Consider the following 22,590-nt stretch of genomic DNA (forward strand, 5'->3'; position numbering starts at 1 on the left):
GTGTGGAACGAGACGTGGAATGAGATCACTAATGAACTCATTCAGCTATCTCGCGAACCCGAAAGCGAGATTCCACGAATCACTGCTGAACAACGCGCTTATCTCAAACTCGTCCGACCTGCGGCTTTTGTCGAAGGCATCGCCGTTTTGCGGGTTCCGCACTCCCGCGCCAAGGAGACCATCGAAACACATCTGGGACAAGCGATTACCTCAGTGCTCTCGCGTCGAATGGGCCGTCCTTTTACTGTGGCAGTCACCGTCGATCCTACTTTGGATGTCATCCAGGATTTGCCGCATGACGTGCCAGAACAGCACATAGTCCAGCATCACGTACCAGAGCACCCCCACTACTCGCCGGTTTCTCAAGGATATCCGCCGCAATATGTACAGGAGCAGCCGGAATACAACGCCGAATATTCTGATGAGTACCCCTCTGGTTGGGCTACTCATCATGTACAAAAGCCACAGTCTTCGCAGTCCTCACCGCATGCACGGCAACAACAAGATCAACAACCGACACAACTCATGCCGGATCGTCGCAGGTACTCCGAGCAGCAGAACGTTCCGCAGCGCTCCGAGGAACCAGTCATGGGGCAACGTCGTGCGCGCGAAAAGCCAGCTCACGACCCAGATCGCAATGGTTCACTGAATCCGCGCTATACCTTTGACACCTACGTGGTTTCTGATTCCAACAAACTTCCATGGTCTGCGGCATGGGCTGTCGCGGAAAAGCCAGCTCGCGCGTATAACCCGCTATTTATCTGGGGTGATTCAGGTTTGGGCAAGACCCACCTCATGCACGCAATTGGCAACTATGCGCAAGAGCTCGATCCCAAGCTCAAGGTGAAGTATGTTTCTTCGGAAGAATTCACCAATGATTACATCAACTCGGTGCGTGACGACCGCCAAGAGGCGTTTAAGCGTCGCTACCGTGACCTCGACATTTTGATGGTCGACGACATACAATTCTTGCAGGGTAAAGAGGGTACCCAGGAAGAGTTCTTCCATACCTTCAATGCACTACAGCAGGCCGATAAACAAATTGTTTTGTCTTCGGACCGACCACCAAAACAGCTCACGACCTTGGAAGATCGTCTGCGCACCAGATTCCAGTCCGGTTTGATCGCAGATATTTATCCACCAGATTTGGAAACTCGTATTGCTATTTTGTTGAACAAGGCATCAGCAGAAGGCATTACAGCCGACCGCGATGTTTTAGAGCTGATTGCGAGCCAGTTCAACGCGTCGATCCGTGAGCTCGAAGGCGCGTTCATTCGAGTTTCGGCCTATGCATCGCTCAACGAGGCCCCCATTAACATGGCCACGGCCCAGGAAGCACTGCGCGATATGATGCCTGAGCAGGCAGATATCGAAATCACGGCTGGCATGATTATGTCGGTGACTGCCGAGTACTTCCACATCGACGTCGATACGCTTAAGGGCAGTGGCAAGTCGCGTTCGGTGGCACATCCTCGACAACTTGCTATGTATTTGTGCCGTGAATTGACAGATTTGTCGTTGCCAAAGATCGGTGAGCATTTCGGTGGCAAGGACCATACGACGGTGATGTACGCGTACCGCAAGATCGGTAAAGAGATCACGGAAAAGCGTGATACCTACGATGAGATTCAGCAATTGACGCAGCAGATTAAGAGCTCTGATCGCGCCTAGTTACGGTGTTTTTGCAGCTCAGAGCGTTACAAGGCTGTAGGTGGTCCCCGCGGGGATACAACACCTACAGCCTCTTTTATGAGCAACACGCGGTGGTTGGAAAATATCCCACAAAACTATCCACAGGTGTGTAATTACAAAATTGTAATTCGGTGATCTCTATCACTTTTCGCGGAACATTTGTGCCCACAGACCCCTGTGCATAACCCTGCTTAAGATGTGTAAAAATTAACCCTGAACTGGGGAAGGATTGTGGAAGGAATACGTCTTGGAAAAGTTATCCACAACCCCCTATAGTTATCCACAGAGATTCCACAACCGGACTCACAACTCGGAAAACGGCCACCACCACGAGCGATATCCTGTCTTCCACAGATTCCACAGGACTTACTGTAGTTACCAACTATTTAGTCCAAATAAACCTAGGGAGAAATAGGGGTTGGGGAATTACTCGAATCGCTGGAGCTCGCGAGCGAAGCGAGCGATCTTGTAATTACAAAAATCCGGCAAATACGAGTTTTCGTTCTTGGCGTTCACAGGTACGGTTAGTTTTTGTAATTTCAAGAAGTCTTCCGATCCGCAGGCTCCCCTCACGGCAGCGCCTACGTGGTCGATCACATCGAGGAGCCCTCAAGCATGAACGCACACGCTGTCTCATTCCGGGTCGAAAAAGACGACCTTTCCGGTGCGGTGAGCTGGGTTGCACGTAATTTGCCCACCAAACCCACGCAGCCGGTTTTGCGCGCGGTTGTCATCACCGCCGATGACGAGGGACTCGAGTTCGCTGGTTTTGATTACGAAGTTTCCACAAAAGTGCGCATCAACGCTGATGTTCGCCAACCAGGTCGGATCGCCGTAGCTGGCAAGCTGATGTCGGACATCATCGGCACGCTGCCTAACAAGACCATTGAGGTTTTCGTTGAAGGCACCCAGGTGCAGGTCGTATGCGGTTCTTCCCGCTTCGAGTTGCCCTTGATTCCTCTCGACGAGTACCCACCATTGCCGCAGCTACCAGCTGTAACCGGTGCTATCGATCCCAACTTGTTCACCGATGTAGTGCTGCAGGTCGCAGCCGCCGCTGGTCGCGATGAGACGCTTCCGATGCTCACGGGTATTCACATGGAGATCGATGGCGAGAACGTCACCTTGACCGCAACGGACCGTTTCCGTCTTGCGTTACGACGTTTCACCTGGTCACCAGCTAATCCGGAAGCCAAAGCAAAGCTGCTGATCCCCGCGAAGAACCTCTCGGATAATGCACGTAGCCTCGATTCTGGCTCCACCGAACCAGTGGAAATCGCCGTAGGTACCGGCGAGAACATTGGCACTGAGGGCTTGTTCGGTATTCACATCGATAACCGCCAGACCACCACCCGCATGCTCGATGCAGACTTCCCGAACGTCAGCCCATTGCTGCCCAAGGTGCATAACGCAATGGCCAGTGTAGAAATCTCTGCGCTTTCCGACGCCATCCGCCGCGTAGCTCTGGTTGCTGAGCGTAACGCTCAGATCCGGATGCAATTCACCCGTGACGAGGTCATTCTCTCCGCTGGCGGCTCCGACGCCGGCCACGCTGAGGAATCCGTGCCGTGTGCTTTCACCGGTGACCAAGAGTTTTTGATCGCGTTCAACTCGGCATATCTGCGTGATGGCTTGAGCGTGATCCGCACCAGCCGTGTAGTGTTCGGTTTCACTGAGCCTTCCCGCCCAGCAATCATGATTCCGGAGCCAGAATCGCTGCCGGAAGCAAGCGCTGACGGAACGTTTGCCACCCCAGATACCGAATTCACCTACCTGCTGATGCCGGTTCGACTGCCAGGATAAAAAATACACTCTGACTAGCACAAAGGACGTCGCCCCACCGTGTACATTCGTGAGCTTTCGCTTCGAGATTTCCGCTCGTGGCCAGAGTGTACTGTCACTTTGGAACCTGGGGTGACGCTGTTCGTCGGACGCAATGGCTTTGGCAAAACGAACATCGTGGAGGCCATCGGCTATGTGGCGCATCTGGGTTCACACCGTGTGTTTCATGATTCTGCGCTGGTCCGGCAGGGGAAAGAATCAGCGCGTGTGTCGGTAACGGCGGTCAACCACGGCCGCGAACTCACCGCCCATTTGTTGATCAAAGCCAAAGGAGCTAACCAAGCTCAGATCAACCGCACACGTCTGAAAAGCCCCCGTGAGCTGCTAGGTGTCGTCAAAACCGTGCTGTTTTCTCCAGAGGATTTAAGCCTGGTGCGAGGCGATCCTGCGGAGCGCCGGCGGTATCTTGACCATGTGATTGCCACGCGCAAACCCCGACTTGGCGGTGTGAAAGCGGACTACGAGAAGGTACTGCGGCAGCGTAATTCCTTGCTCAAAACTGCGGGTGCTGCTTTGCGCCGTGGCTATGGCGCTGATGATGGCGCACTTTCTACTTTGGACGTGTGGGATACCCAGCTTGCACACCTTGGTGGCCAGCTGATTCATGCTCGTCATAGTGTGGTTCAAGAGTTGGATCCGTTGGTGCATGATGCGTATGCGCGGATTGCTCCGGAGTCTCGTCCGGCGCATATTCGCTACGTGTCGACGGTGCCGTTGGCTGCGCCGGAAGAACTGCCAAAACCTGAGGATTTTGAGGCAGCTATGCTCGCTGAGCTGGGCCAACGTCGAGATAAGGAGATTGATCGCGGGGTGTCGTTGGTGGGGCCGCACCGTGATGATCTTGATGTTGTGCTTGGCGATTATCCGGCGAAGGGGTTTGCGAGCCACGGCGAAACGTGGTCGATGTGTTTGGCTTTGCGGTTGGCGGAGTTTCATTTGCTGCGTAGCGACGGTACTGATCCTGTGCTTATCTTGGACGATGTATTCGCGGAGCTTGATACTCAGCGGCGTGAAAAGCTGGTGAGCGTGACCGCCGAGGCTGAGCAGGTGCTCATTACTGCTGCAGTGGGCGATGATCTGCCCGATACCCTTACGGAATCGGCGGTGCATCGTCACTTTGTCAGCGTGGAGGACACTCCCGAGGGGCGGATTTCGCTTCTCGACGCCGCCATGGGGGTACCACATGACGGATAATGATGCGGTTTCTGCTGCTTTTGCACATATGCGCCAGGAGGCGAAAAAACGCACCGGCACCGTCCCGAACCTGAACCGGCCGCTGCCGAAGGCGTCGAAAAGCCTCGCGGATAACGACGCCACCCCTGCAGCCCCACGGCAGCGTGGCATTGCTACGGGGCCTGATGGGCGTCGGCGGCGGCGTAGTTACTCAGTGCAACGCGCTGGAAGTATTCTCAGCGATGAGATTAAAAAACGAGGATGGCGTAAAGAAATCGCAGGTGGATGGGTAAATTCGCACTGGGAGGATTTGGTGGGGGCCCAAATCGCTGCGCATACCAAAGTGGAAATGTTCAAAGATAAAGCTTTGTTTATCACATGTGATTCCACTGCGTGGGCGACCAATTTACGCATGATGCAGCGCATTATTTTGCGGTCTATTAGCGAGCAAATCGGCCCAGATATCATCGTTGAACTGAAGATTTTTGGCCCCAAGGCACCGAGCTGGCGGCATGGTCCTTTGCACGTTAAAGGCAGGGGGCCACGCGACACATACGGATAACAGGCGCTGTGTAGCCCGTGGGGCGTGTGCGAGGGGCTACCTAGTGGGGAGGTAGGCAGTGTAATATGGGAGAGTCTAGGCTCAAATCTCGCATAGCAAGGAGTGCACGCTTCCGTGGCAACCGCTGAACATGAATATGGCGCCTCATCCATTACGATCCTCGAGGGTCTGGAGGCCGTCCGCAAGCGTCCCGGTATGTACATCGGTTCTACCGGTGAACGCGGCCTCCACCACCTGGTGTGGGAGGTTGTGGACAACTCCGTCGACGAGGCAATGGCAGGCTACGCCACCCACGTCGAGGTGACACTTCTCGCCGATGGCGGCGTGGAGGTCGTGGATAACGGCCGTGGTATCCCCGTCGAAATGCACCCATCCGGTGCTCCTACTGTCCAAGTCGTTATGACCCAGCTGCACGCCGGCGGCAAGTTTGACTCCGACTCCTATGCGGTTTCCGGTGGTCTGCACGGCGTGGGGATCTCCGTGGTGAACGCACTATCTACTCGCGTAGAAGCCGACATCAAACGCGACGGCAAGCACTGGCTGCAGAACTTCTCCATGGCCATCCCTGATCCACTGATCGAGGGCGGCAACGCGCGCGGTACTGGTACCACCATCCGCTTCTGGCCTGATGCAGAGATCTTTGAAACAACCACCTTCAAATTTGAGACGATCAGCCGACGTCTCCAAGAGATGGCCTTCCTGAATAAGGGTCTGACCATTACGTTGGTGGATAAGCGCGTCACCGACGAACAGCTTGAGCTCGAAGCGATCGCTGAGGAAGGCGACACCGCTGAAAACGTCTCCTTGGACCAAATCGATGTCGATGCCGACGGCAACATCGATGCACCTGCTGCGCCAAAGAAGCGTGAGAAGAAGAAGGTTTTCTTCTACCCAGACGGTTTGAAGGACTATGTTGTGCACCTGAACAAGTCCAAGCAGGTTATCCACCCCACCATCATCTCCTTCGACGCTAAGGGCGACGACCACGAGGTCGAGGTGGCAATGCAGTGGAACAACAGCTACTCGCAGAGCGTGCACACCTTTGCTAACACCATCAACACCTTCGAGGGTGGCACTCACGAAGAGGGCTTCCGTGCCGCGTTGACATCATTGATGAACCGCTACGCCCGTGAGCACAAGCTGCTCAAGGAAAAGGAAGCAAACCTTACTGGCGACGACTGCCGCGAGGGCCTTTCCGCCGTGATTTCCGTGCGCGTTGGCGATCCGCAGTTCGAAGGCCAGACCAAGACCAAACTTGGAAACACTGAGGTCAAGGGCTTTGTTCAGCGTATGGTCAATGAACACATCGCTGATTGGCTAGACGCTAACCCTGCTGAAGCCAAGACGATCATCAACAAGGCGGTGTCCTCGGCCCATGCTCGCGTGGCTGCTCGTAAAGCACGCGATTTGGTGCGTCGTAAGTCTGCAACTGACCTCGGTGGCCTGCCTGGCAAGCTCGCCGATTGCCGTTCTAAGGATCCGGAGAAGTCCGAACTCTACATCGTGGAGGGTGACTCCGCAGGTGGTTCCGCTAAAGCGGGTCGCGATTCCCTCTACCAGGCAATTCTTCCGCTGCGCGGCAAGATCTTGAACGTGGAGAAAGCACGTCTGGACAAGGTTCTCAAGAATACTGAAGTTCAGGCGATCATTACCGCCTTGGGCACCGGTATTCATGATGAGTTTGACATCAAGAAGCTGCGGTATCACAAGATCGTGCTGATGGCCGATGCCGACGTCGACGGCTCCCACATCGCAACCTTGCTGCTCACCTTGCTGTTCCGCTTCATGCCGCAGCTGATCGAAGAAGGCCACGTCTACCTCGCACAGCCACCGCTCTACAAACTCAAGTGGGGCAAAGGCGAGCCAGGCTTTGCTTACTCCGATGCGGAACGCGACACCTTGCTGGCAGAAGGCCTTGCCCAAAACCGCAAGATCAACAAGGACGACGGCATCCAGCGTTACAAGGGTCTGGGTGAGATGAACGCCTCTGAGCTGTGGGAAACCACTCTCGACCCGAAGTACCGTGTCCTGCGTCGCGTGGACATTACTGACGCACAGCGTGCCGACGAGATCTTCTCCATCCTCATGGGTGATGATGTGGCTGCACGCCGTAGCTTTATTACTCGCCGTGCTAAGGATGTTCGTTTCTTGGACATCTAGCATGACGAAGGCCCGCCGCAGGTTTCTGTGGCGGGCCTTCGTAGTAGGGAGAGCTACTTCATGTAGTTCTGCATGATTTGTCCCAAACCTGGCAGGTTGGGCTCGATAAAACTTGCTGCCTTACCCCGCAACGAACCATATGCTTTCTTCAACGCTGGCATGTCGACCTTCTCAGCGTTGCGATCTGCAACTTCGAGGATCTTGTCGCTGACTTCAGACTTGTGCTGTTCCAAGAACTCACCAAAGTGGGTGCTGTCAGAGGCCTCGAAAGAAGTCCAGTAAGGATCCAATACCTCGACGACCTCGGGCAAGAGGCGCTCGGCTCCCTTGGTGACAATGTCGGGGCGGACTTTCTTAGCAGCTGCTACAGCGCCTTTGAGCGCCACACCGGAAATGCCGCTGGACTGCGAAACTGAACGATCAATGAAGCCGGCGAGCTCAGCTGCTAGGGCAGTACGCTTGGTGTCCAAAAGCTGCGCGAGTGTACTCATCCGCGAGTCCTTTCGTCAAAACATAAAGTTGGAGTGTTATCCGGCATTCTAGCCTGTTGTGGCATGACATGTGTCTGGAGAGTCGGTGGGGTACAGGGGAAAATGGGAAAAGCGACCTCCATTGCTGGACCTCCACGCCAACGGGGTGCGTGTTGGAAATCCAGCGACGGGGGTCGCCTGCGTTGTCATTCTTCCGCCACAGTAATGTACTGCAATCACAACAGTCGCAAATGTTACAGGAGTGACGTGGTGTCGTACAACAAACCACGAGAATTTTGTCTTAGAGTCCGTTGAGGTCGCGAAGAACTGCCACGAGAAAATCGGCAAAATCCGTGTTGCGATCATTTAAAGGTAAAAGCTGAATGACCAAGTTGCGCACGTACTTCACCATGTGATGTGCAGTGGGGAAGACCGTCACTGCGTGGATATGAGCGGTGGTTACGGCGGCGATTGCTGTCAATGCCGCATAGTCGCGCACGCTCAGGCCGCCGCGCGAATCCGCGCAGAAGGCGTCGGCAAGCATGAGTGTTTGTTCGGAGGTAAGTCCGCGCATGGGGCTACCTGCCTAGTCGGTGTTCGATGGTTGCGTAATGGGGGAGGTGTTGTCGGGCGAGGGTGCGCACTTCTTCGTCGGCAAGCATGCGGGCTGCTGCGGCGACGATTGCTCTGGTGGCCGCTTCTTGTTTGCTGCAGCCTTGAGCGTGGGCGAGGAGGGTGAGTGCGCGATCGTGTTCCGCCGTGAGGCGTAGGGTCATGGCCATGTGGAAATGGTATCAATCTGGTATCAAAAATGTTTGACTGTGGTGCTAGAAGCTAGAATAGAGGGGTTATTGGCTACATACTCGATGAATCTTAAGAAAAGGTGACATATGAGCGACGATCTTCTCGGTGGTGACGGCTACGACCGCGTCCACCCGATCGACCTCAACGAGGAAATGGAGACCAGCTACATCGATTATGCGATGTCGGTCATCGTCGGCCGTGCTTTGCCTGAGGTCCGTGACGGACTCAAGCCAGTGCACCGCCGCATCCTCTACGCGATGTACGACTCCGGTTACCGCCCCGACCGTGGCTACGTAAAGTCTGCGCGCCCAGTCTCGGACACCATGGGTCAGTTCCACCCCCACGGCGACTCCGCTATTTACGACACCTTGGTGCGCCTTGCCCAGGATTGGAACATGCGTTACCCGATGGTGGATGGCCAGGGTAACTTCGGCTCCCGCGGTAACGACGGCCCCGCAGCTATGCGTTACACCGAGTGTCGCCTGACCCCATTGGCCATGGAGATGGTTCGCGACATCCGCGAGAACACCGTGGACTTCTCCCCGAACTACGACGGCAAGACCCAAGAACCAGACGTGTTGCCATCGCGTGTTCCTCACCTGCTGATGAACGGCTCCAACGGTATCGCCGTCGGTATGGCCACCAACATTCCTCCGCATAACCTGCGCGAACTCGGCGACGCCATCTTCTGGCTGCTAGACAACCCAGAAGCAGACGAGGCATCGGCACTGGAAGCCTGCATGAAGTACGTCAAGGGACCCGATTTCCCCACCGCGGGGCAGATCGTCGGCTCCCAAGGCATTAACGACGCCTACACCACCGGTCGCGGTTCCATCCGCATGCGCGGGGTTACCTCGATTGAGGAAGAAGGCAACCGTCAGATCATCGTGATCACCGAGCTGCCTTATCAGGTCAACCCGGACAACATGATCTCCAACATTGCGGAGCAGGTTCGCGACGGCAAACTCGCGGGCATCTCCAAGATCGAGGACGAGTCCTCCGATCGCGTGGGTATGCGCATCGTCGTCACCCTCAAACGTGACGCCGTACCACGTGTGGTGCTGAACAACCTGTACAAGCACTCTCAGCTGCAAACCAACTTCGGTGTCAACATGCTGTCCATCGTGGATGGTGTGCCACGTACCCTGCGTCTCGACCAAATGCTGCGCCACTATGTGACGCACCAGATCGAAGTGATTGTGCGCCGCACCCAGTACCGCCTCGACGAAGCGGAAAAGCGGGCCCACATCCTACGCGGTTTGGTTAAGGCTCTCGACATGCTCGACGAGGTCATCGCCTTGATCCGTCGCTCACCAACCGTCGACATCGCCCGCACCGGCCTGATGGAACTGCTTACCGTCGACGAAATCCAAGCAGACGCCATCTTGGCTATGCAGCTGCGTCGTCTGGCAGCTCTCGAGCGGCAAAAGATTGTCGACGAACTCGCCGAGATCGAGCTGGAAATCGCCGACTACAAAGACATTCTGGCCCGCCCAGAACGCCAGCGCGCTATCGTGCGTGACGAGCTCGCAGAGATCGTCGATAAGTATGGCGACGACCGCCGCACCCAAATTATCGCCGCAACTGGCGATGTCACCGAAGAAGACCTCATCGCCCGCGAGAACGTGGTTGTCACCATCACCTCCACCGGCTACGCCAAGCGCACCAAAGTGGACGCCTACAAGTCCCAGCGGCGCGGCGGCAAGGGCGTACGCGGTGCAGAGCTCAAGCAAGACGACGTGGTCCGCCACTTCTTTGTCAGCTCCACCCACGACTGGATCCTGTTCTTCACCAACTTTGGTCGCGTCTACCGCCTCAAAGCCTACGAACTGCCAGAAGCATCGCGTACCGCACGTGGCCAGCATGTGGCTAACCTGCTGGAATTCCAGCCGGAAGAGCGCATCGCCCAGGTCATTCAAATCCAGTCCTACGAGGATGCTCCATACCTCGTACTGGCAACCGCACAGGGGCGTGTGAAGAAGTCCCGCCTCTCCGACTACGAGTCCAACCGTTCCGGCGGGCTTATTGCCATCAACCTCAACGAAGGCGACAAGCTCATCGGCGCCGCGCTATGCGACAACGACGACGACCTGCTGCTCGTCTCCGAAGAAGGCCAGTCGATTCGCTTCAATGCTAACGACGACCAGCTGCGCCCCATGGGCCGTGCTACCGCAGGTGTGAAGGGCATGCGCTTCAAGGGTGACGACCAGCTGCTCGCTATGACAGTGGTCAAACCGGATGCATTCTTGCTGGTAGCTACCTCCGGCGGCTACGGCAAGCGCACCTCCTTGGATGAATACTCACCACAGGGACGCGGCGGCCAGGGTGTGCTCACCTTCAAGTACACGCCAAAGCGTGGCAAGCTCATCGCCGCAGTCGTCGTTGACGAAGACGACGAGATCCTGGCTATCACCTCCGCTGGCGGCGTTATCCGCACCGTGGTTAACCAGATCCGCCCGTCGTCACGCGCCACCATGGGCGTGCGCCTCGTCAACCTCGAAGACGGCGTCGAACTGCTCGCTATCGACCGCAACGTCGAAGGTGAAGGCGAAGAGGCTGCTGAAGCCGTAGCCACCGGAGCTGTTGACGGCCCCGCCGAACGCGGCAAGCAAACCGAAGTCGACCTCGGCATAGATAGCGCCGACGAGGAGGCCTAATGGCAACACGCGACGTGATCATTACCCGAGTAGCACCAGCCAGCGCATTTAAAACCGCGCTATCCCTGTCGCTGATCGGACTTATCGCATGGCTGATCTGCGTTGTCATCCTGTACTTCGGCATGCAAGTCGTAGGTATCTGGGACAAAATCAACCAGGTCATCGGCGGTGTCGGCGGCGACCAGATCGTGTCCTTCGGGCTGATCATCAGCCTAGCAGCGCTGCTGGGAACCATCGTGGCGATCATTGCTACGGTGCTCGCACCGCTTGCGGCATTGGCTTACAACGCATTCGTTGATCTCTTCGGCGGCATCGGGGTAACCCTGCGCGAAGAACTCGACTAGCGTGTATCTTTAGCAAAACAGGTCATGCAAGGTGCCACCATCGTGGCAGCGCATGGCCTGTTTTTGTGTTATTGCCAGAACTTGATTAAAGTTGGCATACGTTCCTAAGAGGGCCTATAGCTCAGTCGGTTAGAGCGCATCGCTGATAACGATGAGGTCGCAAGTTCGATTCTTGCTAGGCCCACCAGGAACGAATGGGGCATTAGCTCAATTGGTAGAGCATCTGCTTTGCAAGCAGAAGGTCAGGAGTTCGATTCTCCTATGCTCCACAGTGTGGAACCCGGCCGGTGAGGCTGGGTTCTTTTTGTTTGTGTAGCGCTTGTACCATTTTTCGCCTCCTCGAGTTCAAGAACACGAAAACCCAAGAGCGGTACTCGCAGGGCATAAGAGCTGTCCTTGGGTTTTTGTGTTCTTGAATTCAAGTTCGCGGTTAGAGAAGAGCCGCAGTGGGAAACGTCGATAAGCGTGCTTGTGCTTAGTGTGAAGTGAGCTCGTAGAAATCCGCGATGTGGTCGTGAACGAGGGTGCGGGCTTTGTCTGGGTTGCGTTCTTCGATGGCGCGTAGGATATTGCGGTGTTCGCGTTGTAGTTTTTCTGATACTTCGGCCCAGTCGGTGCTCATGGCGAGGCGTTCGATGACGAATGCGATGGCGGAGTAGCGCAGGGATTCCATGATGGTTTCTGTGACGAGGTTGCCTGCTAGTGAGGTGATCAGAATGTGAAAGTTGACGTCTTTGATGTGGTAGTCGTGGAACGGCAGGGTGGGGTCGTCCATGCTGTCGAGGAGGCGGTGAGCTTCGCTGAGGACGCGGCTGCGTACGGGGGAGTCTGGGCTGATTTCTGGGGTGGCTGCGTCGGCGGCTGCGTTGGATTCGATGAGAACGCAGGTGTTGACGAGGTCTTTAAGCGGGAGCGATCGGGCGCTGAGGTGCATGCGAATGGCCCAAGAGAGTCCTGCGGATGGTTCAGAGATGACGATCGCTCCGGAGTGCGGGCCGGATCCGGTGCTAGTGCGTACGAGTCCCATGGAGGTGAGGATGCGGATGGCTTCGCGTATGGAGGCTCTGGAGAGTTCGAATCGTTCTGCGAGTGCGCGTTCGCCGGGGAGTTTGTCGCCAATAGCAATGGAGCCTTTGCGCAGCTCTTTTTCCAGCCAATCGAGGACTTCTTGATAGGCCCGTTGGGTGGATTGAGACATGTGCAAAGGCTCCCTTGTTCAAGGCGGATGTGTTAGATGTAATCCTAATCCACGTGCCTTGGAAGTCGTGCCGCTATGGTGTTGGTAGCATCCATGCCAATACGTTGGATTGTAGGAACACCATGGTGCATAGGACTGCGAGGAGTCCGATGGACCACCAGATGACGGAGCGGAAGATCTGGGATTCTTTGCCTTCCATTCCTACGGAGCTTGCGGCGATGGCGAGTGATTGTGGGGAGATCATCTTGCCGACGACGCCACCGGAGGTGTTGGCTGCGGTCATGAGGTGGGGGTCTAGTCCGATGTTTTCAGCTGCGGTTTTTTGCAGGTTGGAGAAGAGTGCGTTGGCTGAGGTGTCGGAGCCTGTGACGGCGGTGCCGATCCAGCCGAGTACAGGGGAGAAGAATGCGAATGCTGCGCCGAGGCTTGCGACTGCGGTTCCGATGGCGAGTGTTTGGCCGGAGAAGTTCATAACGTAGGCCAAGGAGAGGACGCTGACGATGGTCAGTGCGGAGAATCGCATCTTGTAGAAGCACGATCCTAGTTCCATGGCTGCGCGTCCGAGTGGGAGTTGGTAGCGGCCTTTGTCGTCGAAAATCGAGTAGACGATGGCGACGATGATACCGGTGATCAGCAGGAGAGTACCTGGTGAAGATAGCCACTGGAAGTTGTAGGTGGTGGATTTGATCGCTTCACCGGAGCTGTTCAGGATGTGTCCGTGCAGGCCTGGCCATGGGATTTTCACGTCGGTTGTGGCGAGTGCTTTGGGGATGTCGATGCCGAGCGTCCATAGTTTGGCAACACCGAAGATCGCGACGACCAAAACGTAGGGGAAGACGGCCATCCATGTGCGTGACAGGGTGAGGCGGTCTGCAGCTTCGTGCTTTTCGACGCCCAGACGTTCGCGGACCGCGTCGAGTCTTTTGGGCTTCCACACCTGCAGCAACAGCACGGCGGCGATAAGGCCAACGAGGGATGCGACGACGTCGGTAAGCTCGTAGGAGAAGTAAGTGGCACTCCACCACTGGGAGATAGCGAAGCTCAAGCCGATGGTGAGCGCTGCTGGCCAGGTTTCGCGCAGGCCGTGTACGCCGTCGATGATGAGCACGATGATAAACGGCACGAGTGCTGCAAAGAAGGGGGCTTGGTGGCCGACGACGGCACCAATGTGGGCTGAATTCAAGCCGGTCAGAGTGCCCGCGGTGGTAATTGGGATGGCGACTGCGCCGAATGCGACGGGTGCAGTGTTGGCGATCAGTACCACGGTGGCGGTCTTGAGCGGTTTAAGACCAAGCGCCATGATCATGGTTGCGGTGATCGCTACTGGGGCGCCGAAACCGGCGAGTGCTTCGAGGAGTCCTCCGAAACAAAACGCGATCAAGATTGTTTGGATGCGCAGGTCGCCACCGCCAACGGTGTCGAAGATAGCGCGCATATCTTGAAAGCGTCCGCTAGCGACTGTGACTTGGTAGAACCACAGGGCTAGTACCACGATCCATACGATGGGAAACAAGCCGAAGGCTGCACCTTGGGTTGCAGACAATAGGGCGAAATTCCATGGCATGTGGAACGCTGCGATGGCCACAATGATGGCAACGGCGAGGGCTGTAAGGCCGGAAACATATGCTTTTGCTTTAACGACCAAAAGCATGACAAAGAACGTGATGAGGGGCAGAAGTGCGACGATAGCCGAGGCAGTGGTGCTGCCTCCGACCGCGCTCACGTTTGCGGTAAAAGTGTCCATCTTGAGGAAACTCCTGGAGTTTTTAAGTTAGCTGCCCTTTGGGCGGCTAAGAACCGGCAGGGGCTCTACCACTATCGACTCGACAACAACTTGGGTTGGTCTGACCACAGTGGTAAGGCCACAGACTTTATAGTTGATCTATGTCACATGTCAATGCTGGGGTGATGTGTATGTGTGGCTGCGGTGCAATGTTGCAAAAGTGTTGCAAATGAAAATATTTCGAAAAATGGTGGATTTAATAAAAAAATTTTTCTGCGATTCTCGCACCTGAGGCTGGCTGCACCCGTGCTGCTTGCCGGCAAATGGTTTTATCCCTCTTGAAATGAGAATGATTATCCGTATGGTGTGTGGTGTCCGGCCGGACGAACCACAGAGCCTTAGGTCAAAAGGCTGTGTTTTTCCATTCAATCGATACCGATCTTTCTATTTGAGAGGGGAATCTCTTTGTCTCGTAGCAAGAACGCACTAATTCGAAATCTTTCGATTGCCGCAGGAGCGGCAGCAATAAGCGTGGGTGCTGCGATGGGGCCGGCTTTGGCAGTAGATGCTGCTCAGGAGGCACCGACCGCAGATAATTCCCCAGCAGTAGAGGCACCGCAGACGTTAGAAGAGGGAGAGCAGTCCGCACAGGCTTCGCAGGACAATCCTCGTTATGAGTCGCAAATCGTGCGAGCAGGACACTCTGCAGAAGCTGAGCAAGTAGGCGACGTTTCTGAAGACACCATCTTTGGGTACTCCCAATTTGGAATTCCAGAAGGCTGGTTCGTTAGCGTTGACGAAGACTCCGGCAAAGTAACTGTCAGTGCATCCCCAGATGCCCAAGATGGCGACAACTACACCGTCAAGGTGAAGGCTGTTGACCTCGACGGCAACGTCACATGGAGTGAAGTAACCTTCACCGTTGGTGATCCGGAGGCGGATTCGCCTAAGGAGGACGCTCCAGAGATTGCGCTTCCTGCCGCGGAGTAATTTCGCGCTAGAGCTGGTGAAGAAAGAATAAGGAAAGACGTAAGACCCTGGGCTGGGTGCAATTATATGATTGCGACTTGGCTCAGGGCTTTGCGAATGTGAAAACGTGTACTGACGTGCCGTTTTGGAATTGCGTGGCGTATGCTGTAAAGTTCTTTTTCGTTCCTAAGAGGGCCTATAGCTCAGTCGGTTAGAGCGCATCGCTGATAACGATGAGGTCGCAAGTTCGATTCTTGCTAGGCCCACCAGGGACGAATGGGGCATTAGCTCAATTGGTAGAGCATCTGCTTTGCAAGCAGAAGGTCAGGAGTTCGATTCTCCTATGCTCCACAGTGTGGAACCCAGCCGGTGAGGCTGGGTTCTTTTTTGTTTGTGTAGCGCTTTGTGCCATTTTTCGCCTCCTCGAGTTCAAGAACACGAAAACCCAAGAGCGGTACTTATGGGATGCAATAGTCTTCCTGCGGTTTTCGCGTTCTTGAGATCGAGGAGACGGAGGAACGGGTAGCGCACCAACAATCCCTGTCGTGTTTTGTGAAAGTGAAATTTGTGATGTGACGTAGAGAAATCATCGGCGGATTAACAGTTGCGTTGGCGCTGATTTCAGAAACGATCGCATTTTCGGTGATCATGCCGTTGGTCATCGCGCTCACCGGTGGCCGCCCTGCGATGATTACTGCTGCTGGTGTTGCTCGCTTGCAGCGGTTTATGCCGCGCTCGGTGATGATTGGTTTTGTCAATGCCCTTGGTCTGATGATTTTTTGGGCTCAGTTGCGCTATGTGGTGGGGCAATCGTGGCTGGTCTGGTGGTTGTTGCTGCGGGGTGGGATGAGATTCCTACGGTGTCTGATATGGAGTCGTTGATGGCGGCAAAGCTTGTCGACGATCTCACGGACTCGCATTCCGATAAGACTCGGGAGAGCTGGGGGTCTGGGTGTTGCCAGATTCGGACGGCACTTTCGTGGCTTGCCATGATGATGGTGACGAGCGATGCGGCTGCTGCGAGGAAGAGAATTCCGCAGGCGATAACGCTGGCGTCGGCAAGCTCGGCGTGCGTGGACACCGGACCTGGCTGCGCTTCGCTGAGTCCGAGGGTTGTCATGAGGCTTTCACCGGTCACCTTGGCAAGAACAATAGCTTGCCGACGCCACCGTGACCACACCTACCGTGAGCTTGCCGATCTTAGGGTAAAGCGTTGGGCGAATGCTCAAGGTTAATGTGAGGAGTGCTGCGACCGGAATCGCTACCACCGCCAAGTGGACGATGAGCAGATGAAATGGCAAGGAAGTAATCATGTCGTCATACTGGCGTGTGGGATATGTCATGATAGCAAGCTAAAGCTACGCTGTGGCGGGGACGGGGATTAGGAGTTTCGGGATCGGGGTTGTTATAGTGTGGTTGTACAAGGGGCATTAGCTCAATTGGTAGAGCATCTGCTTTGCAAGCAGAAGGTCAGGAGTTCGATTCTCCTATGCTCCACAGTATGGAACCCAGCCGGTGAGGCTGGGTTCTTTTTTGTTTGTATGTGAGTGCATTTTTCGCCTCCTCGAACTCAAGAACACAAAAAACCAAGAGCGGTACTCACGGGGCACAATAGCCGTCCTTGGGTTTTTGTGTTCTTGAACTCGAGTTCTCGGTCCGCGGGCCTAAAATGCCTGAAAAATTTGTCACAAACCGCTCGCGGACGCCTTTCCATCGCTAGAATGTTGACATGAACAACAATTTGCAGCCTGTAGAGATCATCACCGCGCGCGAAGTGCCACTGGGCGGTCCGCGTGCCATGCCAGTGCGGCGCACGTTGCCGCAGAAGAAGCGTTCTTTGATTGGTGCGTGGTGTTTTGCGGATCATTATGGTCCTGATGATGTGTCGCGTACTGGTGGCATGGATGTGGCTCCGCATCCGCATACGGGGTTGCAGACGGTGAGCTGGTTGTTTGAGGGGGAGATTGAGCATGTGGATTCGGGTGGAAATCGTGGGATGGTTCGCCCTGGGGAGGTGAATTTGATGACGGCGGGTGCTGGCATTTGCCACTCGGAGACGTCGACAAGCGCGACGTCGGTGTTGCATGGCGTGCAATTATGGTTGGCGTTGCCGGATTCGGTGCGCCAGAGTGCTCCTCGTAATTTTGAGCACTATGCGCCCGAGCGTTTCGACGTCCCCGGTGGTCAGCTTTTGGTGTTCCTCGGTGAGCTTGAGGGCAGTGCTAGTCCGGTGGAGACGTTTACTCCACTGTTGGGCGCGGAGCTGATTGTGCATCCTGGGCGCACGGTGACGTTGAATGTGAACCCTGATTTTGAGCATGGGGTGTTGCTCGATAGTGGCAGTGTTGAGCTGGAGGGGGTTGCGATTCCGCAGGCTGCGATTGGTTATACGGGTGTGGGGGCGTCGCAGTTGCGTTTGCACAATGGTGGTGATGTTCCGGCGCGCATGGTTGTTCTTGGCGGTGTTCCGTTCGGGGAGGAGATTGTGATGTGGTGGAATTTTGTGGGTCGTGAGTCGGGGGAGATCGCGGAGTTTCGTGAGCAGTGGCAGGATCGCACTGAGCGTTTTGGTTGGGTGCGTGGCTATGTTGGTCATGGGGGTGTGGATAAGAATGCGGAGGGTTTGTCGTGGTTACCGGCGCCTGCGTTGCCGCACGGGAGGATTAAGGCTCGGAAGAATCCGCCGTCGTATGCGCGTCCGGATTTACCGGAGCCTGGTAGTGAGTCGGAAAGTGTTGAGTTACCTCGTTAGGAGTTGATGATGGAAGATAAGATTGGTGCGCCGTTGTTAGTGGTGCGTGATGTGTTGGAGCCTGCTTTTGTGGCGGTGTTGTCGCAGGAGAGGCTGATTCCTGGTCGTGCGTTGTTTATCGATCGTGGCGATGAGCGAATTTTCTTTCACACGGAGGTTGCTGATGAGTATGGTGGCCGTGGGATTGCGTCGGTGTTGGTGCAGGAGGCATTGGCGGTGACGGCTGCGGAGTCGAAGACGGTCGTGCCGTTGTGTCCGCTGGTCAAGAGTTATTTGGATAAGCATGGTGAGGATTTTGTGGCCTCCGGCGGCGCTTATCGACGCCCCTCTACATCCGATATCCAGTTTGTTCAGGGGGTGCTTGGTTAGTGTCGTCGGCGCATCGTCCGTATCTGGATAAGACGCATCCTGCAGCGTATAAGGCTTTGATTGGGGTGGCTCAGGAAGCAAAGAAGGCCTGTGCTGATGCAGGCGTGGGGCGCGATCTTGTTGAGCTGGTGAATGTGCGGGTCTCACAGCTCAATGGGTGTCCGATGTGTTTGAGTATCCATGTTCCGGCTGCTCGTAAGGAGGGCGTGGATGAGGTCAAGCTGGATATTTTGCCGGCGTGGCGTGACAGTAAGGAGTTTTCTCCTTTGGAGCGGGCAGCGTTGGGGTTGGCGGAGGCGCTGACGTCACGGTCTGCTGTCACTGGTGTGATTGATGGCTCGGGGTGCGAATCGGCTCAAGACGCAGCAGGTGAGGTCTTTAACACCGAACAGATTGCGGCACTCGAATGGGCTGTGATCGTAATGAATTCCTTTAATAGGTTGTCGATCGCCAGCGGCCATCCGGTGCTGCGTCGTTCCTAGAACAGTTGCCCTTGTCTTGAATACACGCTGCTGGAGGTAGGAGTGAGTACCACGTCGAGTATGGCGTCGATAAGCCAAGGGTGGGTGCGGCGCAGTGTGATGATGCATCGATAGGCGTCGTGGAGGGTGGTGTCACCGTCGGGGTGGAACTCGGGGCGTACGGCGTCGTCGCCACCCGGTTGCGCCGTGGTCTAACCAATACCGCATGACGTCCGCCACGTAACTGCGGACCTCTGCAATCCCGTGCACCCCAATTCCACGAGATAGTCCAACTGTTAATTCACTGCCGACAATCGCGGTGCCGGATCCACCGGCTCGCGCACTGGTACGCCAGCAAATCCCAGCGGATATACCTGCCACATGATCGTGGTGGGATCCCACGCTTTCCTATCACTATGAGTCATGGGGTCCTGCTAGGTGGAATATCAGTGCCGCTGGGCCAACTTGACCGAGCAATTTCTCCTCCTTGCTATGGTGGGCCACCGCTACATTGCACCCCCAGATAGGGAGGAACCCTTCCCAGCTCAACCCCACTGAATCGGTAAAGATGCAGGTCAGCGGTTTGACCTCAAGCCGTTGATGCGACACCATGCTTGAGTGAAAAGTATAAAGAAGACCCTCAAAGCCGCCGCAGCTGCTGTGGCAGCCCTTGTCACTGTCACTGCATGTTCCGCTACCGGCGGTGCCCCGAGGGCTTCTGACAATCCCAACGGCCAAGCAGGGGGCGTGGATACTCCACGCTATACCGTTGCGATGATTACCCATGGCGCGCCGGGTGATACCTTCTGGGATTTGGTGCGCAAGGGGGCGGAGGATGCGGCTCGTAAAAATAACATTGAGCTGCGGTATTCTTCGGATCCTGAGGCTCCTAATCAGGCGAATCTTGTACAAAATGCAATTGATTCCCGTGTTGATGGCATTGCGGTGACGTTGCCTAATGCGGATGCGATTGGTCCGGCGGCGCGCAAGGCTGCGGATAAGAAGATCCCGATTGTGGCTCTGAACGCTGGTATGGATGCCTATCAGAAGTACAACATCAGTGCGTTTTTTGGCCAGGAGGAAAAGGTTGCTGGCACGTTGGCTGGTGAGCGTTTGGCTAAGGATGGTGCTCGTCATGCGTTGTGTGTGATCCATGAGCAGGGCAATTCTTCGCAGGAGGCGCGTTGTGCTGGTGTGAAGCAGGGCATGGGCGGCAACGTGGAGACGTTGTACGTCAATGGCAAGGATCTTACGAGTGTGCAGGCGACTGTGCAGGCGAAGTTGTCGCAGGATAAGAGCATTGATTGGGTGATGGGTCTGCAAGCTCCGGTTGCGATGACCAGCGCGGAGGCTGTGAAGAACGCGGGCAGTGCAGCGAAGGTGGCTACGTTTGATACCAACGCCCAGCTTGTCGACGCCATCTCTTCGGGTGCGATTGCGTGGGCTGTGGATCAGCAGCCGTATATGCAGGGTTATTTGGCTGTGGATTCGATTTGGTTGGCGCATCGTAATGGTTCGACGATGGGTGGTGGTCGTCCGGTGTACACGGGTCCAAGTTTTGTGGATAGCTCCAATGTGGAGGCGATTTCTGAGGCTGCGAAGGCGGGTCTGCGATGAGTTCTGTTTCTGCTGATGATCGACTTCGTCGTCGTACTGGTTTTTCTGCGCTGATTCGTCGCCCTGAGTTGGCGAGTTTGCTGGGCGCTATCGCTATTTTCGTGCTGTTCATGGTGTTGGCACCGTCGTTTCGCTCGTTGGAATCGTTTTCCACGGTGTTGTACGCAAGTTCCACTATCGGCATTGTTGCGGTAGCGGTGGGCATGCTGATGATCGGCGCGGAGTTTGATTTGTCTTCGGGTGTGGCGGTGACGAGCACTGCGTTGGCGGCCACGATGCTGAACTACAATTTCCACCTGAATAGTTGGGTGGGTGCTGGTATTTCGCTGGTGTTTGCGCTGGGTATTGGTGCGTGGAATGGTTTTCTGGTCACGCGTACTGGCATTGATAGTTTCTTGATTACTCTGGCAGGTTTTTTGGGTTTGCAGGGTTTGAATTTGGCGATCACTAAGTGGGTGACGGGCCAGGTTGCTACTCCGATTATTTCTGACATGGAGGGTTTTGGTTCTGCGCGCGTGGTGTTTGCTGGCACGATTCATGTGGGATCGGTGTCGATTCGTGCCACGGTGTTGTGGTGGATTTTCTTCGTCGTGATCGGTTCGTGGTTGTTGTTTAAAACTCGGTTTGGCAACTGGATTTTTGCGGTGGGGGGCGACGCTGATGCTGCTCGTGCTTCGGGTGTTCCGGTGGATCGCGTAAAAATTATTCTGTTTATGTTTGTTGGTTTTGCGGCGTGGTTTGTGGGCATGCACAATCTTTTCGCTTTTGATTCGATTCAGGCTGGCCAGGGCGTGGGTAATGAGTTTTTGTACATCATTGCTGCGGTTATTGGTGGCTGCGCGATGACGGGTGGCCGTGGAACGATTATTGGTACGGCGATTGGTGCTTTGATTTTCGGTATGACTAATCAGGGCATTGTGTACGCGGGGTGGAATCCGGATTGGTTTAAGTTCTTCCTTGGTGCCATGTTGTTGTTTGCGGTGTTGACTAATACGTCGTTTGCTAGTTTGACCAAGGGGAGGCGCTAAATGTCTGAGATTATTGCGTTGCGGGATGTGACCAAATCCTATGGCAGTTTTGATGCGCTGCGCGGGGTGTCGCTTTCAATTTCCACAGGCGAGGTCCTGTGTGTGTTGGGTGATAATGGTGCCGGAAAATCTACGCTGATTAAGATTTTGTCGGGTATTCATAAGCCCACGAGTGGCGAGATGCTTATCGACGCCACCCCGACGGTGTTCAATGGTCCGAGGGATGCTTTGAATCATGGCATTGCTACGGTGCACCAGAACCTGGCGGTGGTGGGACACATGTCGGTGTGGCGCAATTTCTTTTTGGGCCAGGAGTTGACGGGGTTTTTAGGTCGGCTGCGTGAAGATGAGATGCGGCGTATTACCCAGGAACAGTTGGCTGCTATGGGTATTGATCTTCCTGATGTGGATGTGGAAGTGGAGTCGTTGTCTGGTGGTCAGCGCCAGGTGGTGGCGATTGCCCGTGCGGTTTATTTTGGCGCCCGTGTGATTATTCTTGACGAGCCCACGGCTGCTCTTGGTGTGAAGCAATCCGGTATGGTGTTGCGCTTTGTAGCGGCTGCTCGTGAAAAAGGTATTGGTGTTGTTCTTATTACGCACAACCCCCATCATGCGTATCTTGTGGGCGATCACTTCACGATCTTGAATCTGGGTAATCAGATTCTGGATGCTGATCGCAGCAACGTGACTCTTGAGGAGCTCACTCAGCACATGGCTGGCGGTGGCGAGCTAGAAGCACTGAGCCACGAACTGCGCCGATAACGTAGCC

At 55.4% G+C, this 22,590-nt stretch carries 24 protein-coding genes and 5 tRNA genes; 19 read left to right on the top strand and 10 right to left on the bottom strand.

Going from position 1 to position 22,590, the window contains the following annotated elements:
• Window positions 1-1,671, top strand: a 1,671-nt coding sequence (gene dnaA, locus CIP100161_RS00005; protein WP_232053007.1) for a chromosomal replication initiator protein DnaA, incomplete at its 5' end; no start/stop codon positions are given.
• 447 nt (window positions 1,672-2,118) lie between these two features.
• Here the strand turns inward: dnaA and CIP100161_RS00010 are convergent.
• Complete coding sequence (locus CIP100161_RS00010; protein WP_155871097.1) at window positions 2,119-2,289, bottom strand: hypothetical protein; 171 nt, start codon at window positions 2,287-2,289, stop codon at window positions 2,119-2,121.
• Between the two features lie 18 nt (window positions 2,290-2,307).
• Here CIP100161_RS00010 and dnaN point away from each other — a divergent pair, with 18 nt between their 5' ends.
• The 4 genes from dnaN to gyrB all read left to right on the top strand — a co-directional run bounded on the left by dnaN (window position 2,308) and on the right by gyrB (window position 7,429).
• The gene (gene dnaN, locus CIP100161_RS00015) at window positions 2,308-3,495 is read left to right on the top strand and encodes a DNA polymerase III subunit beta (RefSeq protein ID WP_155871098.1); all 1,188 of its coding nucleotides are present in this window, start codon (window positions 2,308-2,310) and stop codon (window positions 3,493-3,495) included.
• 39 nt (window positions 3,496-3,534) lie between these two features.
• The gene (gene recF / locus CIP100161_RS00020) at window positions 3,535-4,728 is read left to right on the top strand and encodes a DNA replication/repair protein RecF (RefSeq protein ID WP_155871099.1); all 1,194 of its coding nucleotides are present in this window, start codon (window positions 3,535-3,537) and stop codon (window positions 4,726-4,728) included.
• Entirely contained in the window at window positions 4,718-5,269 is a 552-nt protein-coding gene (locus CIP100161_RS00025; protein WP_155871100.1) for a DciA family protein, read from the top strand. Before recF ends, CIP100161_RS00025 begins: the two co-directional genes overlap by 11 nt.
• Window positions 5,270-5,383: 114 nt before the next feature.
• Window positions 5,384-7,429, top strand: a complete 2,046-nt coding sequence (gyrB, locus tag CIP100161_RS00030; RefSeq protein ID WP_155871101.1) for a DNA topoisomerase (ATP-hydrolyzing) subunit B — start codon at window positions 5,384-5,386, stop codon at window positions 7,427-7,429.
• Between the two features lie 53 nt (window positions 7,430-7,482).
• Here the strand turns inward: gyrB and CIP100161_RS00035 are convergent, their stop codons facing one another.
• The 3 genes from CIP100161_RS00035 to CIP100161_RS00045 all read right to left on the bottom strand — a co-directional run bounded on the left by CIP100161_RS00035 (window position 7,483) and on the right by CIP100161_RS00045 (window position 8,681).
• On the bottom strand, window positions 7,483-7,920 hold the full coding sequence (locus CIP100161_RS00035; protein WP_155871102.1) for a DUF6918 family protein: 438 nt from the start codon (window positions 7,918-7,920) through the stop codon (window positions 7,483-7,485).
• A 280-nt stretch (window positions 7,921-8,200) separates the two neighbouring features.
• Window positions 8,201-8,473 (bottom strand): hypothetical protein, encoded by a 273-nt coding sequence (locus CIP100161_RS00040; RefSeq protein ID WP_155871103.1) that lies wholly within the window; start codon window positions 8,471-8,473, stop codon window positions 8,201-8,203.
• Between the two features lie 4 nt (window positions 8,474-8,477).
• Window positions 8,478-8,681: a CopG family transcriptional regulator gene (locus CIP100161_RS00045; protein ID WP_155871104.1), complete on the bottom strand. Its 204-nt coding sequence runs from the start codon at window positions 8,679-8,681 to the stop codon at window positions 8,478-8,480.
• A 108-nt stretch (window positions 8,682-8,789) separates the two neighbouring features.
• On the opposite strand from CIP100161_RS00045, the gene gyrA reads away from it, so the two are divergent.
• The 4 genes from gyrA to CIP100161_RS00065 all read left to right on the top strand — a co-directional run bounded on the left by gyrA (window position 8,790) and on the right by CIP100161_RS00065 (window position 11,973).
• Window positions 8,790-11,360 (top strand): DNA gyrase subunit A, encoded by a 2,571-nt coding sequence (gene gyrA / locus CIP100161_RS00050; RefSeq protein WP_155871105.1) that lies wholly within the window; start codon window positions 8,790-8,792, stop codon window positions 11,358-11,360.
• Window positions 11,360-11,704 carry a DUF3566 domain-containing protein gene (locus CIP100161_RS00055; RefSeq protein ID WP_155871106.1) on the top strand — a complete coding sequence of 115 codons (345 nt, stop codon included), beginning with the start codon at window positions 11,360-11,362 and terminating at the stop codon, window positions 11,702-11,704. The genes gyrA and CIP100161_RS00055 overlap by 1 nt, the downstream gene beginning before the upstream one ends.
• A gap of 110 nt (window positions 11,705-11,814) precedes the next feature.
• A tRNA-Ile gene (locus tag CIP100161_RS00060) sits at window positions 11,815-11,891 on the top strand.
• A gap of 9 nt (window positions 11,892-11,900) precedes the next feature.
• Window positions 11,901-11,973: transfer RNA gene (locus CIP100161_RS00065), tRNA-Ala, on the top strand.
• A 206-nt stretch (window positions 11,974-12,179) separates the two neighbouring features.
• Here CIP100161_RS00065 and CIP100161_RS00070 read toward each other — a convergent pair.
• A complete protein-coding gene (locus CIP100161_RS00070; protein WP_155871107.1) occupies window positions 12,180-12,902 on the bottom strand; it encodes a FadR/GntR family transcriptional regulator in 723 nt (240 codons plus the stop codon).
• Window positions 12,903-12,975: 73 nt separating this feature from the next.
• Entirely contained in the window at window positions 12,976-14,646 is a 1,671-nt protein-coding gene (locus CIP100161_RS00075) for an L-lactate permease (RefSeq protein WP_155871108.1), read from the bottom strand.
• A gap of 522 nt (window positions 14,647-15,168) precedes the next feature.
• Between CIP100161_RS00075 and CIP100161_RS00080 the strand changes: the two genes are divergently transcribed.
• From CIP100161_RS00080 to CIP100161_RS00090, 3 genes are all read left to right on the top strand, one after another.
• Window positions 15,169-15,615, top strand: a complete 447-nt coding sequence (locus tag CIP100161_RS00080; protein ID WP_155874477.1) for a YPDG domain-containing protein — start codon at window positions 15,169-15,171, stop codon at window positions 15,613-15,615.
• A 171-nt stretch (window positions 15,616-15,786) separates the two neighbouring features.
• Window positions 15,787-15,863: transfer RNA gene (locus tag CIP100161_RS00085), tRNA-Ile, on the top strand.
• Window positions 15,864-15,872: 9 nt separating this feature from the next.
• A tRNA-Ala gene (locus tag CIP100161_RS00090) sits at window positions 15,873-15,945 on the top strand.
• 107 nt (window positions 15,946-16,052) lie between these two features.
• On the opposite strand, the gene CIP100161_RS12460 is transcribed toward CIP100161_RS00090, so the two are convergent.
• From CIP100161_RS12460 to CIP100161_RS11945, 3 genes are read right to left on the bottom strand one after another with little or no spacing between them, the layout of a single operon-like run.
• Window positions 16,053-16,352 (bottom strand): hypothetical protein, encoded by a 300-nt coding sequence (locus tag CIP100161_RS12460; protein ID WP_155871109.1) that lies wholly within the window; start codon window positions 16,350-16,352, stop codon window positions 16,053-16,055.
• Entirely contained in the window at window positions 16,349-16,714 is a 366-nt protein-coding gene (locus CIP100161_RS12465) for a hypothetical protein (protein WP_408609458.1), read from the bottom strand. The genes CIP100161_RS12460 and CIP100161_RS12465 overlap by 4 nt, the downstream gene beginning before the upstream one ends.
• A gap of 7 nt (window positions 16,715-16,721) precedes the next feature.
• The gene (locus CIP100161_RS11945; RefSeq protein ID WP_232053207.1) at window positions 16,722-16,937 is read right to left on the bottom strand and encodes a hypothetical protein; all 216 of its coding nucleotides are present in this window, start codon (window positions 16,935-16,937) and stop codon (window positions 16,722-16,724) included.
• An 81-nt stretch (window positions 16,938-17,018) separates the two neighbouring features.
• Here CIP100161_RS11945 and CIP100161_RS00105 point away from each other — a divergent pair.
• From CIP100161_RS00105 to CIP100161_RS00120, 4 genes are all read left to right on the top strand, one after another.
• Window positions 17,019-17,091 (top strand) — tRNA-Ala (locus CIP100161_RS00105).
• 232 nt (window positions 17,092-17,323) lie between these two features.
• Window positions 17,324-18,346 (top strand): pirin family protein, encoded by a 1,023-nt coding sequence (locus tag CIP100161_RS00110; protein WP_155871110.1) that lies wholly within the window; start codon window positions 17,324-17,326, stop codon window positions 18,344-18,346.
• A gap of 6 nt (window positions 18,347-18,352) precedes the next feature.
• Window positions 18,353-18,715, top strand: coding sequence for a GNAT family N-acetyltransferase (locus tag CIP100161_RS00115; protein ID WP_232053010.1), 363 nt, complete (start codon window positions 18,353-18,355; stop codon window positions 18,713-18,715).
• Window positions 18,715-19,197 (top strand): carboxymuconolactone decarboxylase family protein, encoded by a 483-nt coding sequence (locus CIP100161_RS00120; protein ID WP_155871111.1) that lies wholly within the window; start codon window positions 18,715-18,717, stop codon window positions 19,195-19,197. Before CIP100161_RS00115 ends, CIP100161_RS00120 begins: the two co-directional genes overlap by 1 nt.
• A 275-nt stretch (window positions 19,198-19,472) precedes the next feature.
• Here the strand turns inward: CIP100161_RS00120 and CIP100161_RS12310 are convergent, their stop codons facing one another.
• Entirely contained in the window at window positions 19,473-19,601 is a 129-nt protein-coding gene (locus CIP100161_RS12310; protein ID WP_269472931.1) for a hypothetical protein, read from the bottom strand.
• 193 nt (window positions 19,602-19,794) lie between these two features.
• On the opposite strand from CIP100161_RS12310, the gene CIP100161_RS00125 reads away from it, so the two are divergent.
• Genes CIP100161_RS00125 through CIP100161_RS00135 form a run of 3 tightly spaced genes read left to right on the top strand, consistent with a single transcriptional unit; the run spans window position 19,795 to window position 22,583 of the window.
• Window positions 19,795-20,793, top strand: coding sequence for a substrate-binding domain-containing protein (locus CIP100161_RS00125; RefSeq protein ID WP_155871112.1), 999 nt, complete (start codon window positions 19,795-19,797; stop codon window positions 20,791-20,793).
• Window positions 20,790-21,821: an ABC transporter permease gene (locus tag CIP100161_RS00130; RefSeq protein WP_003853341.1), complete on the top strand. Its 1,032-nt coding sequence runs from the start codon at window positions 20,790-20,792 to the stop codon at window positions 21,819-21,821. The genes CIP100161_RS00125 and CIP100161_RS00130 overlap by 4 nt, the downstream gene beginning before the upstream one ends.
• On the top strand, window positions 21,822-22,583 hold the full coding sequence (locus CIP100161_RS00135; protein ID WP_155871113.1) for an ATP-binding cassette domain-containing protein: 762 nt from the start codon (window positions 21,822-21,824) through the stop codon (window positions 22,581-22,583).
• Window positions 22,584-22,590: the final 7 nt, after the last annotated feature.

Source organism: Corynebacterium rouxii (genome assembly GCF_902702935.1).
GTDB lineage: Bacteria > Actinomycetota > Actinomycetes > Mycobacteriales > Mycobacteriaceae > Corynebacterium > Corynebacterium rouxii.

Bases quoted from the DNA above. Each gene is read 5' to 3' on its own strand.
- dnaN (WP_155871098.1), top strand. From the start codon at position 2,308: ATGAACGCACACGCTGTCTCATTCCGGGTCGAAAAAGACGACCTTTCC.
- CIP100161_RS00025 (WP_155871100.1), top strand. From the start codon at position 4,718: ATGACGGATAATGATGCGGTTTCTGCTGCTTTTGCACATATGCGCCAG.
- CIP100161_RS00035 (WP_155871102.1), bottom strand. From the start codon at position 7,920: ATGAGTACACTCGCGCAGCTTTTGGACACCAAGCGTACTGCCCTAGCA.
- CIP100161_RS00040 (WP_155871103.1), bottom strand. From the start codon at position 8,473: ATGCGCGGACTTACCTCCGAACAAACACTCATGCTTGCCGACGCCTTC.
- CIP100161_RS00045 (WP_155871104.1), bottom strand. From the start codon at position 8,681: ATGGCCATGACCCTACGCCTCACGGCGGAACACGATCGCGCACTCACC.
- gyrA (WP_155871105.1), top strand. From the start codon at position 8,790: ATGAGCGACGATCTTCTCGGTGGTGACGGCTACGACCGCGTCCACCCG.
- CIP100161_RS00055 (WP_155871106.1), top strand. From the start codon at position 11,360: ATGGCAACACGCGACGTGATCATTACCCGAGTAGCACCAGCCAGCGCA.
- CIP100161_RS00070 (WP_155871107.1), bottom strand. From the start codon at position 12,902: ATGTCTCAATCCACCCAACGGGCCTATCAAGAAGTCCTCGATTGGCTG.
- CIP100161_RS00075 (WP_155871108.1), bottom strand. From the start codon at position 14,646: ATGGACACTTTTACCGCAAACGTGAGCGCGGTCGGAGGCAGCACCACT.
- CIP100161_RS00080 (WP_155874477.1), top strand. From the start codon at position 15,169: ATGGGGCCGGCTTTGGCAGTAGATGCTGCTCAGGAGGCACCGACCGCA.
- CIP100161_RS12465 (WP_408609458.1), bottom strand. From the start codon at position 16,714: ATGACAACCCTCGGACTCAGCGAAGCGCAGCCAGGTCCGGTGTCCACG.
- CIP100161_RS11945 (WP_232053207.1), bottom strand. From the start codon at position 16,937: ATGACATATCCCACACGCCAGTATGACGACATGATTACTTCCTTGCCA.
- CIP100161_RS00110 (WP_155871110.1), top strand. From the start codon at position 17,324: ATGAACAACAATTTGCAGCCTGTAGAGATCATCACCGCGCGCGAAGTG.
- CIP100161_RS00115 (WP_232053010.1), top strand. From the start codon at position 18,353: ATGATGGAAGATAAGATTGGTGCGCCGTTGTTAGTGGTGCGTGATGTG.
- CIP100161_RS12310 (WP_269472931.1), bottom strand. From the start codon at position 19,601: ATGACTCATAGTGATAGGAAAGCGTGGGATCCCACCACGATCATGTGG.
- CIP100161_RS00130 (WP_003853341.1), top strand. From the start codon at position 20,790: ATGAGTTCTGTTTCTGCTGATGATCGACTTCGTCGTCGTACTGGTTTT.
- CIP100161_RS00135 (WP_155871113.1), top strand. From the start codon at position 21,822: ATGTCTGAGATTATTGCGTTGCGGGATGTGACCAAATCCTATGGCAGT.